The following is a 17,266-nucleotide window of genomic DNA, read 5'->3' on the forward strand; positions in this document are numbered from 1 at the left end:
GCTCCCTCGCTCTTGCGTCGTATCCGAAATCGTATATGATTCGTCGGAAAGGGGCAAGCGAGGATCCTTGCCCGACATCGACGTCACACGGGAGCATCGACGATGAGCACACCAGAACAGGACCGCGCCGGGGGCTTCACCCCCACCGGCACCATCGCGTCACACAAAGACCGCCGACGCGTCGTCTTCGCGACGGTCGTCGGCACGACCGTCGAGTGGTACGACTTCTTCGTCTACGCCTCGGCGGCGGGCCTCGTCTTCGGCCAGCTCTTCTTCGAGGGCCTCGGTGCGAACAGCCTGCTGATCTCGTTCGCGACCGTCGGCGTGAGCTTCTTGTTCCGCCCGCTCGGCGCGTTCCTCGCGGGACACTTCGGCGACAAGTACGGCCGCAAGTTCGTGCTGATGGTCACCCTCATCCTGATGGGCGCGGCGACGACCCTGATCGGTGTCCTTCCCACGTTCGAGATGATCGGCATCGCCGCTCCGATCCTGCTCATCCTGCTGCGCATCCTGCAGGGAATCTCGGCCGGTGGCGAGTGGGGCGGTGCCGTGCTCATGGCGGTCGAGCACGCACCCCGGACCCGTCGTGGCATCTTCGGCGCCGCTCCGCAGATCGGCGTGCCGCTCGGCCTCCTGCTGGCCTCGGGCATCATGGCGCTCATGGCGATCATCGCGCCCGGTGACGCGTTCCTCGAGTGGGGATGGCGCATCCCGTTCCTGCTCAGCATCGTGCTGATCGTCATCGGCTACTACGTGCGTCGCAAGGTCGAGGAGAGCCCGGTGTTCACCGAGCTCGCCGAGCGCAAGGAGAAGGCGCAGATGCCGATCGTGCAGCTGTTCAAGCGCCACCTGCTGCTCGTGATCATCGCCGCACTCGTCTTCGCGGGCAACAACGCCGTCGGCTACATGACGACCGGCGGCTACATCCAGGGCTACGCGACGAACCCCGAGGGTCCGCTGCAGCTCGAGCGCGGTCCCGTGCTGTGGGCTGTCACCGGCTCGGCCGTCACGTGGCTGCTCTCGACGCTGTTCGCCGGCTGGATCGCCGACAAGATCGGCCGCCGCACGACGTACCTCATCGGCTGGGTCCTGCAGCTGGGCGGCGTGTTCGCGCTCTTCCCGCTCGTCAACACGGGCAACGTCGGACTGCTCTTCGCGGGCCTGGCGATCCTCACGATCGGCCTCGGCTTCACCTATGGCCCGCAGGCGGCTCTCTACTCCGAGCTCTTCCCCGCCAGCATCCGCTTCTCGGGTGTGTCGATCTCGTACGCGATCGGCGCGATCGCCGGTGGCGCCTTCGCACCGACGATCGCCCAGTGGCTCGTGCAGACGACCGGCACGACAGACTCGGTCACCTGGTACCTGGCCGGCATGACGGTCATCGGGCTCATCGCGACGCTGCTGCTGCGCGACCGCTCGGGCATTCCGCTCGGACCCGACCACGAGGAAGAGCAGTCGGTCAGCCCGATCTACGGGCTGTCCAAGGCGTGAGCCGACCCGTAGCCTGACGACAGCGAGGAGGACCCATGCAGTTCCATCACCACGGCTATGTCTCGAAGGATCCGCGCGTGCAGCCGGCCGCCGGGATCGGCCTCGACCGACCGGCCGACCTTCCCGACGAGATGGATGTGCTCATCGTCGGGTCGGGCCCGGCCGGAATGCTCCTGGCGGCGCAGATGTCGCAGTTCCCCGACGTCGCGACGCGCATCATCGAGCGCCGCGAAGGGAGGCTGCCGCTCGGTCAGGCCGACGGCATCCAGCCGCGGAGCGTCGAGACGTTCCAGGCGTTCGGCTTCGCCGAGCGGATCATCGCCGAGGCGTACAACATCGGCTACATGAACTTCTGGAACGCCGATCCCGAGAACCCGAAGAACATCATCCGCACGTCGCGGACCGAGGACTACGCGTACGACATCAGCGAGTTCCCGCACCTCATCGTCAACCAGGCGCGCGTGCTGGACTACTTCGCCGAAGCGGCGGCGCACGGTCCAGGGCGCATCGTGCCCGACTACGGCGTCGAGTTCCTCGGTCTCACGGTGCACGACGAGGGGGAGTACCCCGTCGAGGTGCGCGTGAAGTTCGTCGGGGGTGAGCGCGCGGGGCAGGAGCGCACGATCCGTGCGAAATACGTCGTCGGCAGCGACGGCGCGCGCAGCGGGGTGCGCGAGGCGATCGGGCGCAAGCACATCGGCGGCATCTCCGCCCACGCGTGGGGTGTCATGGATGTGCTCGTGAACACCGACTTCCCCGACTGGCGCACGAAGTGCGCGATCAACTCGGCCGCCGGCAACATCCTGCACATCCCGCGCGAGGGCGGTTACCTGAGCCGCATCTACGTCGACCTCGGTGAGGTCGCCGAAGACGACAACCACCGCGTGCGCCAGACGCCCGTCGAAGAGGTCATCCAGCGGGCGAACGACATCCTGCACCCCTACACGCTCGACGTGAAAGAGGTCGCCTGGTCGAGCGTCTACGAGGTCGGGCACCGCGTGACCGACAAGTTCGACGACGTCGAGGTGGGCTCCGATCGCGCACCCCGGGTCTTCCTCACGGGCGACGCGTGCCACACGCACAGCGCGAAGGCCGGCCAGGGCATGAACGTCTCGATGCAGGACGGCTTCAACCTCGGCTGGAAGCTCGGCTCGGTGCTCACGGGCCGCAGCGGCGTCGATCTGCTGTCGACGTACTCGGCCGAGCGTCAGCCCGTCGCCCAGCAGCTCATCGACTTCGACCGCGAGTGGTCGGCGCTCATGGCGCGCAAGCCCGAGGAGATCTCCGACCCTCAGGACCTGGCGACCCACTACCTCGCGACGGCGGAGTTCCCGTCGGGGTTCATGACGCAGTACGACGAGTCCTCGATCGTCGGGGATGCCGCGCACCAGGGGCTCGCGACGGGTTTCCCGCTCGGCAAGCGCTTCAAGTCCGCTCCCGTAACGCTCGTGTGCGACGGCAACGCCGTGCACCTCGGGCACCACGCGACGGCCGACGGTCGCTGGCGCGTGTACGCCTTCGCGGATGCCGCGGGCACGGCGCTCGCCGAATGGGGTGAGTGGATGGCCACGGCCGAGGACTCGCCCGTGCGGCGGCACACGCCCGAGGGTGCCGACCTCGACGCGGTCTTCGACGTCAAGGCGATCTACCCGCAGTCCTACGACGAGGTCGACCTGTCGACCGTGCCGGGGATCTTCCGTCCGCAGTCGGGTCCGCTCGCGCTGACCGACTGGGAGAAGGTGTTCGCCGCCGGGCCCGCCCGGTGGAACACCGTCGACATCTTCGCCGAGCGCGGTCTCTCGCGCGACGGCGTCGTGGTCGTGGTGCGCCCCGACCAGTACGTCGCCGCCGTGCTTCCGCTCACCGCGACCTCCGAGCTCGCCGCGTTCTTCGCCCGCTCGATGTCCTGACCGCGCCTGACCGCTCCTGACCGCGAGACTGCAACGGGAGGCCGAGACCGTGGGTTAACCCCGCTGTCTCGGCCTCCCGTTGCAGTCTCGCCGGTCCGTGCGCGTGACCCGCGGGTCGGCCGGCGGGCGGCGCGTCAACGGTTGTCGTAGACGCGCTGGTACTTGCCCTCGCTGCGCGGCAACGCGCCGGGCTCTTCGAGCCGGACGGCGACGCTCGACCCGATGTGGATCTTGATGCGCTCCGCGAGAACTTCCGCCGCCGCTTCGCAGACGGCCCGCTCCAGGTGCGGCGATCGCTCGATGCGCACCGTCATGGCATCGAGTCGCCCTTCCCTGGTCAGTTCGATGATGAAGTGCGGCGTGAGCGTCTCGATGCCGAGCACGAGTTCCTCGATCTGCGTCGGGAAGATGTTGACGCCGCGCAGGATGATCATGTCGTCGTTGCGCCCGGTGATCTTCTCCATCCGGCGCATTCCGGGCCGGGCCGTCCCGGGAAGCAGGCGCGTCAGGTCGCGCGTGCGGTAGCGCAGCACGGGGAAGGCCTCTTTCGTGAGCGACGTGAAGACGAGCTCGCCCCGTTCGCCGTCGGCGAGCGGCGCACCCTCCGGGTCGATGATCTCGGGGATGAAGTGGTCCTCCCACAGGTGTGGGCCGTCCTTCGTCTCGACGCATTCGTTGCCGACACCCGGTCCCATGACCTCGCTGAGTCCGTAGATGTCGACCGCGTCGAGGTCGAGGCGGCGTTCGAGCTCGACACGCATCTCGTTCGTCCACGGCTCGGCGCCGAGGATCGCCACGCGCAGGCTCGTCGCGCGCGGATCGATGCCCGCCGCCTCCATCGCGTCGGCGATCGTGAGCAGATAGCTCGGTGTGCACATGATCGCGTCGGGCTCGAAGTCGCGGATGAGCTGCACCTGACGCGCCGTCTGACCGCCCGACATCGGGATGACCGTCGCCCCGAGCCGCTCGATGCCGGCATGCGCACCGAGCCCGCCCGTGAACAGGCCGTACCCGTACGCGTTGTGCACCTTCATCCCGGCCCGCACACCGCTCGCCCGCAGCGAGCGCGCGACGAGGGTCGCCCAGTGGTCGAGGTCGCGCTGCGTGTATCCGACGACCGTCGGCCGCCCCGTCGTTCCCGATGATGCATGGATGCGGCGCACCTCGGCCATCGGAACGGCGAACATGCCGAAGGGGTAGGTCTCCCGCAGATCCTCCTTCGTCGTGAAGGGCAGGCGCGCGAGGTCGTCGAGCGACCGGATGTCGTCGGGGCTCACCCCCACTCCGTCGAGCTTGCGGGTGTAGAGGGGGACGTTCGCGTAGGCGTGGCGCACGGTCTCCTGCAGCCGTGCGAGCTGCAGCTCCTGGATCTCCTCCCGTGACATCCGCTCCTCGGGGTCGAGGGCGTCGGTCTCGGGATGCATCGTTGTCGTCGTCGACATCGGGTTCCGTTTCTCAGAGGAAACCGGTGGACCCCGGTCATCCGCGGGGCCCACCGGTTCGAGGTCATCCGCCCAGCGGGTACTTGTCGATGATCCCGGCCAGCAGTTCGGCGGCGCGCGCGGCCGTGATGACCTCGTCGGCCGACACCTGGGTGACGACCTTCGACTCCGTGTCCTCGTAGACGTGCTCGCCGATCATGAGCTGATTCTCGTCGTACATCCACGCGAATGCGAGCGTTCGGCGCACGAGATACCAGCCGTCGGGGTCGTACTCCGAGCTCGCGGCCGACTCGTCGCCGGCCGAGGCGAACACGTTGTCGCCGAGCAGCTTGCCCGGCACGAACTGGCTGAACTCCGCTTCGCCCGCGAAGCCCCACTCGGCCACGGCCATCTTCTGCCGGCCGGTCCACATGACGAGCATGTCCATGTCGGCGAGCATCGCGTAGAAGTCGCGCACCTGCTGCATCCCGTCCAGGATGACGCCCGCACCGCCTTCGAAGATGCGGTACTTCGGGTGGCGGACGGTCATGTTCTCGGCGAGCAGCTCGTCGTAGCGGCCGGAGACCTCCAGCATCCCGTGACGGCGGTAGTTGATGAGGATGCGGCGGCGGGCGGGGTTCGTCTCGGTCTCGATGAGCGCGTCGATGTCATCCATCTGGTGTGCGAATTCGAATTCGTACGAGGTGCGCGGTTCGGCGGCGGGTGGGGTGGTGATCGTCATTGCGTTTCCTTTCGGGTGGGTGGTGAAGTTCAGCCCAGGTGTGCGCTGAGGTCGGGATAGCCGCCGATCTCGTAGCCGCCGTCGACCGTCAGGGTCGCACCGGTGACATAGCTCGCGGCATCGCTCGCGAGGAAGACGGCGGGCTCGGCGAGCTCGCGCGGCTGGGCGGGTCGCTTGAGGATTGCGTTCGCATCGAACTCGGTCATGATGCCCTCGTTCTGGGTGATGAACGCCGCCATCGGCGTATCGACGAGGCCAGGAAGGATCGTGTTGACTCGGATGCCGTAACGTCCCAGTTCGAGCGCCGCGTTGCGCCCGAACATCTCGACCCCCGACTTCGCGGCGGCATAGGCGCTGCCGCCCCAGATCGGCAGGTGCGCGTTGACAGACGAGATGTTGACGATGGCCCCGCCGCGCTCCGCCCTGATCATGCTGCGCGCGGCGAACTTCGTGCACAGGAACGTGCCGCGCAGGACGACGTCGACGGTCATGTCCCATTCGGGCTCGGCGAGGTCGACGATCGCTGCCGCGCGGATCGTGCCGGCGACGTTGAAGAGGCTGTCGATCTCGCCGAAGGCGGCTTCGGCCCGCTCGATCGCCGCCTCGCTGTCGGCCGCCGAGGCGACGCTGCCAGTGAACGGCACGAAGGAGTCGCCGTGGGCGGCGGCCGCCGCGTCGAGCCCGGCCGCATCGGTGTCGAAGCCGAGTACGCGGCCGCCGCGCTCGATGACGAGGTCGGCGATCGCGCGGCCGATTCCCGAGGCGGCGCCGGTGACGACAGCCGCTGCAGGCCTCGTGGTGGACGAAATCATCTGATCCCTTTCGCTGGACGAAGCGACGAGGGAGATCCCGGCATCGTCGCCGTGAATCCGACCTTTTCAGAGGTGCGCCGAGCTGTACATTGGTGAGTCCGACCCCGGATTAAGCCCGACCTTCATGCCGTGGGTCCGGAAGGCTGCAATGACGGAGTTCTTGAATCTCAACCTCGTGCACTCTCTCTCCGTGCTGATGGAGGAGGGGACGTTCACGCGCGCCGCGGAACGCCTGCACATCACGCCGCCCGCGATGACTCAGCAGATCCAGCGACTGGAGAGCGCCGTCGGTCTCGTACTCGTCGAGCGCGGCACGAAGCCCGTGCGGCTCACGGCGGCGGGGGAGCGGTTCATGGAGCATGCCTCCGTCTCGCTCACCCATGCTCGCCTCGCGATGGGCGAGACGGTGGATCCCGAGCTGCGCATCGGCTTCATCAACGGCTACCCCGCAGGGCCCGACGCGGGGTTCCTCGGGACGTATCGCCGGGCACGCCCGGACATCCGCATCCGCCTCCTGCAGGTCGGGTGGGGCGAGCAGGTGAGTCGCCTCGTCGCGGGCGATCTCGATGCCTCACTCGCCCGTCCGCCGTATGCCGGCACGGACGGGCTCGACATGATCCCCGTGCACGTCGAGCCGCGCGTCGTGGGGGTTCCCGTCGATTCGCCGCTGGCGCACCTCGCCCAGGTCACCCTCGCCGATCTCGACGGCTATTCCCTTCTCGGCGCCTCCGGCGCGGCGCGCGAGTGGACGCGGTTCTGGGTCGTCGATCCTCGGCCGAGCGGCGTGCCGGTGCGCTACGGCGCCTGGGTCGAGACGATGGAGGAAGCACTCAACCAGGTCGCTTTCGAGGGGCACCTGCTGATGACCGCCGCGTCCGTGGCGACTCGCCTGCAGCATCCGGGGGTCGTGTACCGTCCCATCGTCGACGCGGGCGAGTGCCACGTGTACCTCTGCACGCGCCGCACCGACACCCGCTCGGCCATCCGCGATCTGCGCCGCGCCGCGGCATCCGCCTCACTCTCCCTCTGACCGCGAGACTGCAACGGGAGGTCGAAAGAGCGGGCGAACCCCACGGTCTCGGCGTGCCGTTGCAGTCTCGCGGTCATGGCCGCGCGGGGGTCATGACCGTGCGGCGTCAAGTTCACGCGGGGGTCAGGAGTCGGCGCGGGTCAGGAGTCGGCGCGGGGGTCAGGAGTTCACGCGGATGATCTCCTGCTGGTACGGGGCGACGACGGCGCCCGAGATGCGCACGTCCAGCAGCAGGTGGGGGCGGGTCGCGGGGTCCTCGGCGGTCCACGAGGCGAGGCGGTCGAGATCCGCGAGTTCGCGCACCACGACGCCCTCGGCGCCGACGGCGCGGGCCAGACCGGCGAAGTCGACGTCGGGGATCATCATGGGACCCGTCGCGACCCCCTTGAGGCCGTACAGATTCACCTCGGCGCCGTACGCGGCGTCGTTCCACACGACCGTGAGGCCGCGCCCGCCCGCGACGCGCACGGCCGACTCGAGGTCGGCGAGTGCCATGAGCCCGCCTCCGTCGCCCGTCGTGAGCACGACGGTCGCCTCGGGCCGGGCCAGCGCCGCCCCCGGAACCGAGGGGAAGCCGAGGCCGATCGACTGGTACGCCGTGCCGACCATCATCATCCGGTCGGGTGAGGCGACGGGCCAGTACATGTTCGCCCACCCGATGAAGTGCCCGCCGTCCGAGACGACGACCCGATCCTCGGGCAGCAGCTCGCCGATACGGGCCGCGACGCTGCGCGGGTCGAGGCGGCCGTCCGCCGCGACGCCGTCGCCGGGCTCCTGCGTGCGCAGCCGGGCGATGTCGACCGATTCGCGCCACCCCGACGACGTCGCAGCGAGCGCGGCGAGCTCGGTGTTGAGCGCCTCGGCGACGACGCGGGCGTCTCCTCGGATGTATCCGCCGACGTGCGGATGCGTCGCGGTGGGCGCGACGTCGACCTGCACGACGCGCGTGGCGGGTGAGAAGAGCTCGCCGAAGCGCATCGTGAACTGATTGAGGGATGCACCGAACACGACGGCGACGTCGGCATCGCGGATGAGCTCCATGGCCCCCTCGGCGCCGAAGCCGCCCGTCACGCCGAGGTCGAACTCCGTGGCGGGGAACACTCCGCGTCCGAGCGCCGTGCCGGCCGTGATCGCTCCCGTGGCCTCGGCGAGCGCGCCGAGGGCGTCGCCCGCTCCCGAGACCCACGCCCCGCGCCCGGCGAGCAGGAACGGTCGGCGCGCAGCGGCGAGAGCGCGCGCGAGCTCGATGACGCTCTCGCGCGCGAAAGGGCTCGGCTGCAGGGGCTCGGGCAGGCGCGGATCGAGGGTGTCGGGCACAGGCCCCGCGTCGAGAGTCGCGACGTCGTAGGGGATCGCGAGCACGGTCGGCACGCGATAGGTGAGGGCGTGCTCGATCGCGATGACGGTCGTGGCGGCGGCATCCGCTCTGCCGACCGTGTACGTGCGCGCGCCGACCGCCGAGGCGAGGGCGATCTGGTCGACGTCCCACGGGCGCGGGCCCGACGTCGGCTCGTCGCCGACCACGAGCACGAGCGGCACGTGGGCCTGCACGGCTTCGGCGAGCGCCGTCAGCGTGTTGGTGAAGCCGGCGCCGTACGTCGCGGTCGCGGCGGCGAGGCGACCGGACGCGCGGTGGAATGCATCCGCGGCGACGACCGCACCCGCTTCGTGGCGGACGGCCGTATATCCGGCGGGGGTGTCGCACACGAGGGCGTCGAGGAACCAGGCGTTTCCATTGCCCATGACACCGAAGACGTGATCGATGTGGCGGGCGAGGGTCACGGCGACATGGGCGGAGACGGTGGGCATGAGAACTCCCGAGAGCAGGGACGACGGATCGAGGCCGTATGTGTCTCGCGCGCCCAGACCCTGCCGGGACGGCTGCGTGCTCATTTTTCGAGCACCGGGCGGCTGCGACGCCGCCGGACGGTTCGAGTATAGGTCGCTCCCGCCGGCTCCCTCCGCCCGCTCGACGCACCCTTCGCCCGCGCGACGCACCCTTCGACCGCGCGACGCACCCTTCGACCGCGCGACGCACCCTTCGACCGCGAGACTGCAACGGCTTGCCGAGACTGCGGGGTCACCCCGCTGTTTCGGCGCCCCGTTGCAGTCTCGCGGCCAATGGCGCGGTCATCGCGGCAGTCGCGCGGGCAGGGTGCGGTCATGGCGGCAGTCGCGCGGGCACGGCGCGGGCATGATGGAGGGATGAAGACGACCCAGTTGCGCCGGTACTCCCTTGTCGACGGACAGTACGACGACTTCGTCGCGTGGTGGCAGGCGACGATGAAGGTCGTGCGCCCCGCGGCGGGGTTCACGATCGAGTTCGCCTACGGCATCCGCGAGACGAACGAGTTCATCTGGGCGGTCAGCGCCGAGGGCGACGAAGCGGCCTTCCTCGCACTCGAGACGGAGTACCGTGCCTCCGATGCCCGCGCGGCCGCCTTCGACGGCGTCCCCGACCGGCTCACCGGCATGGATGTGCGCTTCGTCGAGAGCTTCTGACGGATTCGCCCCGGCGGAGGGTCTCCTCCGGGTTCTGTACACGCAGGACATCGCCCTCACCCACCCGTCCGGGTGACAATAGGACAGCAAACCCCAGGATCGTATACGATTTGAGGATGCTGCGTGCTGCGGCATCCCGGACATGACGAGGGAGTCCCCGTGAGCGAGAACCGCGAGACCGAGCTGCTGGCATCCGTCGAGGACGGACTGTTCATCGGGGGAGAGTGGCGTGCGGCTGCGGACGGGCGCACGCTCGACGTGTTCGACCCCGCGACCGGCGACGTCGTCAAGACGATCGCGAGTGCGGGAGCCGCCGACGGCATGGCCGCGCTCGACGCAGCGGTCGATGCGTTCCCCGCCTGGGCGGCGACCCCGTCGCGGGAACGCGCCGAGATCCTGCGGCGCGCGTTCGACCTGCTGCAGGAGCGCAAGGAAGAGTTCGCGCTGCTCATGACGATCGAGATGGGCAAGCCGCTCGCCGAGGCCCGCGGAGAGGTCGCATACGGCGGTGAGTTCCTGCGCTGGTTCAGCGAGGAGACCGTGCGCGTGCAGGGCCGTTACGGGGCGAACCCCGAGGGCACGGGCCGCATGATCGTGTCGCAGCATCCCGTCGGCCCCTGCTACCTCATCACGCCGTGGAACTTCCCTCTCGCGATGGCGACGCGCAAGATCGCGCCCGCGCTCGCCGCCGGCTGCACCGTCGTCATCAAGCCCGCCGCGCTCACGCCGCTCACGACCCTCTACTTCGCGCAGCTGCTCGAAGACGCCGGCGTGCCCGCGGGAGTGGTCAACGTCATTGCGACGGCGTCGTCCGGGGCTGTCTCGGAACCCATCATCCGCGACCCGCGCTTGCGCAAGCTGTCGTTCACGGGATCGACCCCGGTCGGCCAGCGCCTGCTCGAGCAGGCGGCCGAAGGCGTGCTGCGCACGTCGATGGAGCTCGGCGGCAACGCCCCCTTCGTCGTGTTCGACGACGCCGACCTCGACAAGGCGGTCGAAGGAGCGCTCCTGGCGAAGTTCCGCAACATCGGCCAGGCCTGCACGGCCGCGAACCGCTTCATCGTGCACCGCTCGATCGCCGACGAGTTCGCCGCGCGGGTCACCGAGCGCGTGCAGGGCATGACGATCGGGCGCGGCACCGAGGAGGGCGTCCAGATCGGTCCGCTCATCGACGACAAGGCTGTCGCGAAGGCGGAAGAGCTCGTGACGGATGCCGTCGGCCGAGGAGCGACGCTGCGTACCGGCGGCGCGCGGATCGACGGCGACGGAACCTTCTACCAGCCGACCGTCATCAGCGACGTGCAGGCGGGCAGCGAGATCCTGCGTGAGGAGATCTTCGGACCTGTGCTCGCGATCATCCCGTTCGACACGGAGGACGACGCCGTGCGGCTCGCGAACGACACCGAATACGGACTCGTCTCGTACGTCTTCACCGAGAATCTCGCCCGCGGCCAGCGCATGATCGAGCGTCTGGAGACCGGCATGATGGGGCTCAACGTCGGTGTCGTGTCGAATGCCGCGGCGCCGTTCGGAGGCTGGAAGATGTCGGGCCTGGGGCGCGAGGGCGGTGCCGAGGGCATCCACGAGTACCTGCAGACGAAGTACACGCTGACGCCCAACCCGTTCTGACGTCGTGGCGTTGGTGGTCGGCTCGTTCTGATCCCGCGACGTTGACGGCGCGGAAAGAAGGGCAGATCTTGACGCGCCGCAACGGCTCGAGCCCCGGGATTCCTTCACGGCGGCCTCCTAGAATGGTCGCGGTCGACTCGACCGCCCACTTCCCCCAGACGCAGCGCCGCGGGGCGCCACAGCCCCGGCGCGCAGAGGAGCACGCATGCCCACGTACGACGAAGACCGCGCGGCCTGGGTCGCGCTCGAGCAGGTCGCCGAGCGGATGATCCCGCACATCGGCGCGCTCTACCGCGATCGAGGCGTCGTGACGTCTCTGCACGGACACCGTCTCATCAACCTGTCGGTCACCGGCATCATCGAGGCGCACGAGCGTGTCGAGCAGCTGGGCCACGCCGCCATCCCCCTCGACGAGACGCTGCGCGTGCTCGAGGGCCTGCGCGCGGTCGCGCCTGGCCCCGCGTCGCTCGACGTCGCGCGCCTCATCGTCGGACACGACGAATCGGGCGTCGACCTCGAGGAGTACCTGGCCGGTGAGCTCGCCGACGTGCTCGACGCCGATGCCTACCCGGCCGGCGGCACCGACGTCGTCCTGTACGGGTTCGGCCGTATCGGGCGCCTGCTCGCGCGCATCCTCGTCGCGCACCAGGGCGGCGGACGGGGCCTGCGCCTGCGCGCCGTCGTCGTGCGCAAGGGCGGCTCGAATGACCTCGTCAAGCGCGCGAGCCTGCTGCTGCGCGACTCCGTGCACGGGCCGTTCGACGGCACCGTCACGGTCGACGAAGACGCGCAGCAGATCATCGCGAACGGCACGCGCATCCAGGTCATCTACGCCGATGACCCCGCCGCGATCGACTACACCTCGTACGGCATCCGTGACGCGATCGTCGTCGACAACACCGGACGCTGGCGCGACGAAGAGGGCCTCTCGCAGCACCTGCGCTCGACCGGCGTCGCGCGCGTCCTGCTGACGGCACCGGGCAAGACCCCGATCAAGAACATCGTCTACGGCATCAACAACGACACGATGACCGCCGAGGACCGCATCCTGTCGGCCGCGTCGTGCACGACGAACGCGATCACCCCCGTCCTCAAGGCGATCGATGAGGCCTACGGCGTCGTGCGCGGACACGTCGAGACGGTGCACTCGTTCACGAACGACCAGAACCTCATCGACAACTTCCACAAGGGCGACCGCCGCGGACGCTCGGCCGTGCTCAACATGGTCATCACCGAGACCGGCGCAGCCAAGGCCGTCGCGAAGGCGCTGCCGCAGCTCGAGGGCAAGCTCACCGGCTCGGCGATCCGCGTGCCCACCCCCAACGTCTCGCTCGCCGTGCTCAACCTGACGCTCGAGCGCCCCACGAACAAGGACGAGGTCAACGACTACCTGCGCCGCGCGTCGCTGCACTCCAAGCTGCGCCAGCAGATCGACTACGTCGAGTCGCCCGAGGTCGTGTCGACCGACTTCGTCGGGTCGCACCGTGCGGGCATCGTCGACGGGCTCGCGACGATCGCCGACGAGACGAACCTCATCCTCTATGTCTGGTACGACAACGAGTTCGGCTACTCGACGCAGGTCGTGCGCGTCGTCGAGCAGATGGCCGGAACCCACCCCACGGTGCTCCCGCCCCGCGTCGAGGTCACCGTCGAGAGCTGAGCGCGCCCGCGCATCCGAGCACCGTCGCACGCGCCGCGGCGCGGTGCCGGATGCCGCGGCTCAGGCGTGCCGATCGAGGAAGGCGTACACCTCGTTGTCGTCGACTCCGGGGAAGGCTCCGCGGGGGAGCGGCGAGAACATCTGCATGTGCACGCGCGCGCTCGGCCAGGCCTTGCCCGCCCACCGCTCGGCGACATCCGCCGGCGCGCGGCGGCAGCAGGACTCGCCCGGGCACGTCGACACACCACGCTTCTGGGTCTCACGCCCCCGGAACCAGCGCGCGTCGTCGAAGGGCACGCCGACCGTGATCGAGAACTCGCCGTCGGACGTCGAGCCGATCTGAGTCGAGCACCAGTAGGTGCCGGCGGGGGTGTCGGTGTACTGGTAGTGCTCGGTCGTGCGGTTCTGCTCCGAGAAGGCGGCGCGCGCCGAGAACTTGCGGCACGCGATCTGGCCGTCGACGGCGCCGGTGACGTCCATGGGCAGCGGCAGATCGTCGTTCTCGTAGACGCGCGAGATCGTGCCCACCCCGTCGACGCGCAGGAAATGCAGCTTGATGCCCAGATGGTGGGTCGCGAGGTTGGTGAGCCGCATCCCGGCCGCTTCGTGGGTCACACCGAACGCGTCGCGGAAGTCCTCGACGGCGAGGTTTCGGTCTTTCTTGGCCTGCTGCAGGAACGCGACCGATGCCGTTTCGGGCATGAGGCAGCAGGCCGCGTAGTAGTTGATCTCGAGTCGCTGCTGCAGGAAGTCGGCGTAGTCGGTGGGGCGCACGTGACCGAGCAGTCGATGCGCCATCGCCTGCAGCGCCATCGAGCGCAGGCCGTGCCCGCCGGGGATCGATGCGGGCGGCAGGTAGATGCGCCCGTTCTCGAGATCGGTGACCGAGCGCGCGGAGTGCGGCAGATCGTTGACGTAGATGAGCTCGAAACCGAGCCTTTCGGCCATGAGGCTGACCGTGCGGTGTGTCAGGGCGCCGGAGACGTGCCCCGCGGCCCGCAGCTGCTTCTCGGCGAGCTTCTCGATGTCGGGCAGGTAGTTGTCGATCCGCCGCATCTTCAAGCGCAGTTCGGTGTTGGCGCGTCGGGCCTCTTCGGGTGTCGCGATCGCCTCGCTCTCACGACGCTGCAGTTCGCGGTGGAGGCCGAGGACCGATTCGATCGTCTCGTCGGCCATGCCCTTCGTCACTTTGACGGGGGCGACGCCGAGCTGGCGGAACACCGAACTGGACTGAGCGCGGTCGAGCTCGATCTCGAGGGCCGCACGCCGGTTGGGCGGCTCGTTCGAGAGCAGGTCGGCGACCTCGACCTGGGTCGCGGATGCGATGGCCTGCAGCACGGACAGCTTCGGCTCGCGTTTGCCGTTCTCGATGAGGCTGAGCTGGCTCCCGGCGATCCCGACGATCTCGCCCAGTTCGTCGAGCGTGAGTCCCTCGCTCACCCGCTGGTGGCGGATGCGATGACCGAGGGTGGACAGTTCGAGAGGGGAGGGCGCCATTCCTTGATGGTATCGAAAGAATCGCAGAATTTGTCAGCCTGGAACGCGGAAAGTGCGCGCGAATACGACGAGAGTGGTCGTGCACGCGTTTTCCCGTGCCGCCGACCGAGAGGACCTCCCCATGGCTCTGGCCGACATCTCCACGCGACCCGCCACCGGCAGCATCCGCACCGTCGCCGCCCCCGAATCGGGCTCCGGCGCTCGCCCGGCGGTGTCCGGACCGGGTATGGCCGACCTCGAGGCGTGGGTCGACGAGATCGCGGCTCTGACGAAGCCCGACCGCATCCACTGGGTCGACGGCTCGCGGTCCGAGAACGACGCGCTGCTGCGGAAGATGGTCGACGACGGTCAGCTCATCAAGCTCAACCCGGAATGGCGTCCCGGATCGTACCTCGCCCGGTCGCACCCGAGCGACGTCGCCCGCACCGAGGGGCGCACCTTCATCGCCTCCGAGCGCGAGGAAGACGCCGGCCCGACCAACAACTGGGCCGCCCCCGACGAGATCCGCGCGACGATCACCCCCCTCTTCGACGGCTCGATGACCGGTCGCACGATGTACGTCGTGCCGTTCTCGATGGGCGCGGTCGGCGGTCCGCTGTCGCACATCGGCGTTCAGGTCACCGACAGCGCCTATGCCGTGGCATCCATCGAGATCATGACCCGCGTCGGCGACGACGTGCTGCGCGAGATCGCGAACGGCGCGCCGTGGGTCAAGACCGTACACACGGTCGGCGCCCCGCTCGCGGAGGGTGAGCAGGACGTCGCGTGGCCCTGCAACGACGAGAAGTACATCGTGCACTTCCCCGACACGCTCGAGGTGTGGTCGTTCGGCTCGGGATACGGCGGCAACGCGATCCTGGCGAAGAAGTGCTTCGCGCTGCGCATCGCCTCGGTCATCGGCCGCGACGAGGGCTGGCTCGCCGAGCACATGCTGCTCATCCGCGTCATCTCGCCCGAGGGCAAGGCGTACCACGTCGCGGCGGCGTTCCCGTCGGCGTGCGGCAAGACCAACCTCGCGATGCTGCGCCCCACGATCCCGGGCTGGCGCGTCGAGACTCTCGGCGACGACATCGCATGGCTGCGTCCCGGTGAGGACGGGCGTCTGTGGGCGATCAACCCCGAGGCCGGCTTCTTCGGCGTCGCACCGGGCACGGGCGAGTCGACCAACGTCACCGCCGTCGAGACGCTGTGGGGCAACACGATCTTCACGAACGTCGCGCTGCGGCCCGACGGCGACGTCTGGTGGGAGGGTCTGACCGACGAGGCTCCCGCCGAGCTGACCGACTGGCAGGGCGAGCCCTGGACACCGGCATCCGGTCGTCCCGCCGCCCACCCCAACTCGCGCTTCACCGTGGCGGCGGCCCAGTGCCCGCAGATCGCCTCGGACTGGGATGCACCCGAGGGTGTGCCGCTGGATGCGATCCTGTTCGGCGGGCGCCGCGCGACGAACGTGCCGCTCGTCGTCGAGGCGACCGACTGGACGCACGGCGTCTTCATGGGCTCGAACGTGTCGTCCGAGCGCACGGCGGCCGCCGAGGGCACGGTCGGCGAGCTGCGCCGCGACCCGTTCGCCATGCTGCCGTTCTGCGGCTACAACATGGCCGACTACTTCGGACACTGGCTCAAGGTCGGGCAGAAGCTGCGCTTCGACCGCGCGCCGCGGATCTTCCAGGTGAACTGGTTCCGCAAGGGCTCGGACGGGCGCTTCCTGTGGCCCGGTTTCGGCGACAACTCCCGCGTCATCGACTGGATCATCCGCCGCATCGAAGGCGACGTCCCCGCCGTCGACAGCCCGATCGGGCGCCTTCCGCGCACGTCGGATCTCAACCTCGACGGCATCGACGTGCCGCAGGAAGACCTCGACGAGCTCTTCGCGATCGACCGCGCGTCGTGGGCGAAGGAGGCCGACCTCACCGAGGAGTTCTACCAGACCTTCGAGGGCCGGGTGCCCGCGCCGCTGTGGGCAGAGCTCGCCGCGCTGCGCTACCGCCTGCAGCGCGCCTGACCAACCTGACGGATGCCCCGACACGCCCGCGCCGCGGGGGTCGGGGCATCCGTCTGTCTATGTCTGGTCGGGGCGAGCGGGGAGACCCCCTCCTCGACGTGACGCGCCTCAGCGGGCGACGTCATTCGTTCATGTGACTCACTCTGCGCGCCGCGCGAGCTGAACCGAGCAGAATGAGGCGAGCGAGCGCAGGGCCGGGGTGTGGCGACGTTTCGATGCGCCGCCGTGCGCGATGCGTTCTGTGTCCGCGACATCGGGACGCGGCATCCGCTCTCCGACGCTCGGTGCAGGTGCCTCTTGCGAGTTCGGGGCGGATTCCTCTCGCGACACCCCGGGCTGCGTGGCGTGTCGTCGACGGATTACGCCCCAAACCCCGCTGGTGGGCGTCGCGGGACTCACTGCGGCGGTTTGGGGCGGGATGCTGCCGCGACACCCCGGGCTGCGTGGCGTGTCGTCGACGGATTACGCCCCAAACCCCCTGGTGGGCGTCGCGGGACTCACTGCGGCGGTTTGGGGCGGGATGCTGCCGCGACACCCCGGGCGGGGTGGCGTGTCGTTGACGGAATG

The 17,266-nt window shown here is 69.3% G+C and carries 12 protein-coding genes; 7 read left to right on the forward strand and 5 right to left on the reverse strand.

The features are described from left to right. The first annotated feature begins 102 nt into the window (after positions 1-102). Complete coding sequence (locus ACWIBS_RS10300; RefSeq protein WP_376129209.1) at positions 103-1,491, forward strand: MFS transporter; 1,389 nt, start codon at positions 103-105, stop codon at positions 1,489-1,491. Between the two features lie 35 nt (positions 1,492-1,526). Next, positions 1,527-3,401 carry an FAD-dependent monooxygenase gene (locus ACWIBS_RS10305; RefSeq protein WP_376129210.1) on the forward strand — a complete coding sequence of 625 codons (1,875 nt, stop codon included), beginning with the start codon at positions 1,527-1,529 and terminating at the stop codon, positions 3,399-3,401. Between the two features lie 134 nt (positions 3,402-3,535). Here the strand turns inward: ACWIBS_RS10305 and paaK are convergent, their stop codons facing one another. The 3 genes from paaK to ACWIBS_RS10320 form a co-directional block, all read right to left on the reverse strand. Beyond that, positions 3,536-4,843: a phenylacetate--CoA ligase PaaK gene (paaK, locus tag ACWIBS_RS10310; protein ID WP_376131138.1), complete on the reverse strand. Its 1,308-nt coding sequence runs from the start codon at positions 4,841-4,843 to the stop codon at positions 3,536-3,538. Between the two features lie 64 nt (positions 4,844-4,907). Continuing rightward, entirely contained in the window at positions 4,908-5,564 is a 657-nt protein-coding gene (locus tag ACWIBS_RS10315) for a hypothetical protein (protein ID WP_376131135.1), read from the reverse strand. Between the two features lie 29 nt (positions 5,565-5,593). Further along, entirely contained in the window at positions 5,594-6,376 is a 783-nt protein-coding gene (locus tag ACWIBS_RS10320) for an SDR family NAD(P)-dependent oxidoreductase (protein ID WP_376131132.1), read from the reverse strand. A gap of 148 nt (positions 6,377-6,524) precedes the next feature. Between ACWIBS_RS10320 and ACWIBS_RS10325 the strand changes: the two genes are divergently transcribed. Then, a complete protein-coding gene (locus tag ACWIBS_RS10325; protein ID WP_376131129.1) occupies positions 6,525-7,406 on the forward strand; it encodes a LysR family transcriptional regulator in 882 nt (293 codons plus the stop codon). A gap of 159 nt (positions 7,407-7,565) precedes the next feature. Here ACWIBS_RS10325 and ACWIBS_RS10330 read toward each other — a convergent pair whose 3' ends face one another. Beyond that, positions 7,566-9,215 carry a thiamine pyrophosphate-binding protein gene (locus ACWIBS_RS10330; protein ID WP_376131126.1) on the reverse strand — a complete coding sequence of 550 codons (1,650 nt, stop codon included), beginning with the start codon at positions 9,213-9,215 and terminating at the stop codon, positions 7,566-7,568. A gap of 396 nt (positions 9,216-9,611) precedes the next feature. Here ACWIBS_RS10330 and ACWIBS_RS10335 point away from each other — a divergent pair, with 396 nt between their 5' ends. The 3 genes from ACWIBS_RS10335 to ACWIBS_RS10345 all read left to right on the forward strand — a co-directional run bounded on the left by ACWIBS_RS10335 (position 9,612) and on the right by ACWIBS_RS10345 (position 13,197). After that, the gene (locus tag ACWIBS_RS10335; protein ID WP_376131123.1) at positions 9,612-9,908 is read left to right on the forward strand and encodes a hypothetical protein; all 297 of its coding nucleotides are present in this window, start codon (positions 9,612-9,614) and stop codon (positions 9,906-9,908) included. Positions 9,909-10,067: 159 nt separating this feature from the next. Continuing rightward, positions 10,068-11,537, forward strand: coding sequence for an NAD-dependent succinate-semialdehyde dehydrogenase (locus tag ACWIBS_RS10340; protein WP_376131121.1), 1,470 nt, complete (start codon positions 10,068-10,070; stop codon positions 11,535-11,537). 205 nt (positions 11,538-11,742) lie between these two features. Then, on the forward strand, positions 11,743-13,197 hold the full coding sequence (locus ACWIBS_RS10345; protein ID WP_376131118.1) for a glyceraldehyde-3-phosphate dehydrogenase: 1,455 nt from the start codon (positions 11,743-11,745) through the stop codon (positions 13,195-13,197). Between the two features lie 60 nt (positions 13,198-13,257). Here ACWIBS_RS10345 and ACWIBS_RS10350 read toward each other — a convergent pair whose 3' ends face one another. Then, entirely contained in the window at positions 13,258-14,694 is a 1,437-nt protein-coding gene (locus ACWIBS_RS10350; RefSeq protein WP_376131116.1) for a helix-turn-helix domain-containing protein, read from the reverse strand. 121 nt (positions 14,695-14,815) lie between these two features. Between ACWIBS_RS10350 and ACWIBS_RS10355 the strand changes: the two genes are divergently transcribed. After that, positions 14,816-16,699, forward strand: a complete 1,884-nt coding sequence (locus tag ACWIBS_RS10355; protein ID WP_376131113.1) for a phosphoenolpyruvate carboxykinase (GTP) — start codon at positions 14,816-14,818, stop codon at positions 16,697-16,699. Positions 16,700-17,266: the final 567 nt, after the last annotated feature.

It is taken from the genome of Microbacterium sp. NPDC055442, assembly GCF_053644215.1.

Coding starts and splice junctions, on each gene's coding strand:
- ACWIBS_RS10300 (WP_376129209.1), top strand. CDS start 103: ATGAGCACACCAGAACAGGACCGCGCCGGGGGCTTCACCCCCACCGGC.
- ACWIBS_RS10305 (WP_376129210.1), top strand. CDS start 1,527: ATGCAGTTCCATCACCACGGCTATGTCTCGAAGGATCCGCGCGTGCAG.
- paaK (WP_376131138.1), bottom strand. CDS start 4,843: ATGTCGACGACGACAACGATGCATCCCGAGACCGACGCCCTCGACCCC.
- ACWIBS_RS10315 (WP_376131135.1), bottom strand. CDS start 5,564: ATGACGATCACCACCCCACCCGCCGCCGAACCGCGCACCTCGTACGAA.
- ACWIBS_RS10320 (WP_376131132.1), bottom strand. CDS start 6,376: ATGATTTCGTCCACCACGAGGCCTGCAGCGGCTGTCGTCACCGGCGCC.
- ACWIBS_RS10325 (WP_376131129.1), top strand. CDS start 6,525: ATGACGGAGTTCTTGAATCTCAACCTCGTGCACTCTCTCTCCGTGCTG.
- ACWIBS_RS10330 (WP_376131126.1), bottom strand. CDS start 9,215: ATGCCCACCGTCTCCGCCCATGTCGCCGTGACCCTCGCCCGCCACATC.
- ACWIBS_RS10335 (WP_376131123.1), top strand. CDS start 9,612: ATGAAGACGACCCAGTTGCGCCGGTACTCCCTTGTCGACGGACAGTAC.
- ACWIBS_RS10345 (WP_376131118.1), top strand. CDS start 11,743: ATGCCCACGTACGACGAAGACCGCGCGGCCTGGGTCGCGCTCGAGCAG.
- ACWIBS_RS10350 (WP_376131116.1), bottom strand. CDS start 14,694: ATGGCGCCCTCCCCTCTCGAACTGTCCACCCTCGGTCATCGCATCCGC.
- ACWIBS_RS10355 (WP_376131113.1), top strand. CDS start 14,816: ATGGCTCTGGCCGACATCTCCACGCGACCCGCCACCGGCAGCATCCGC.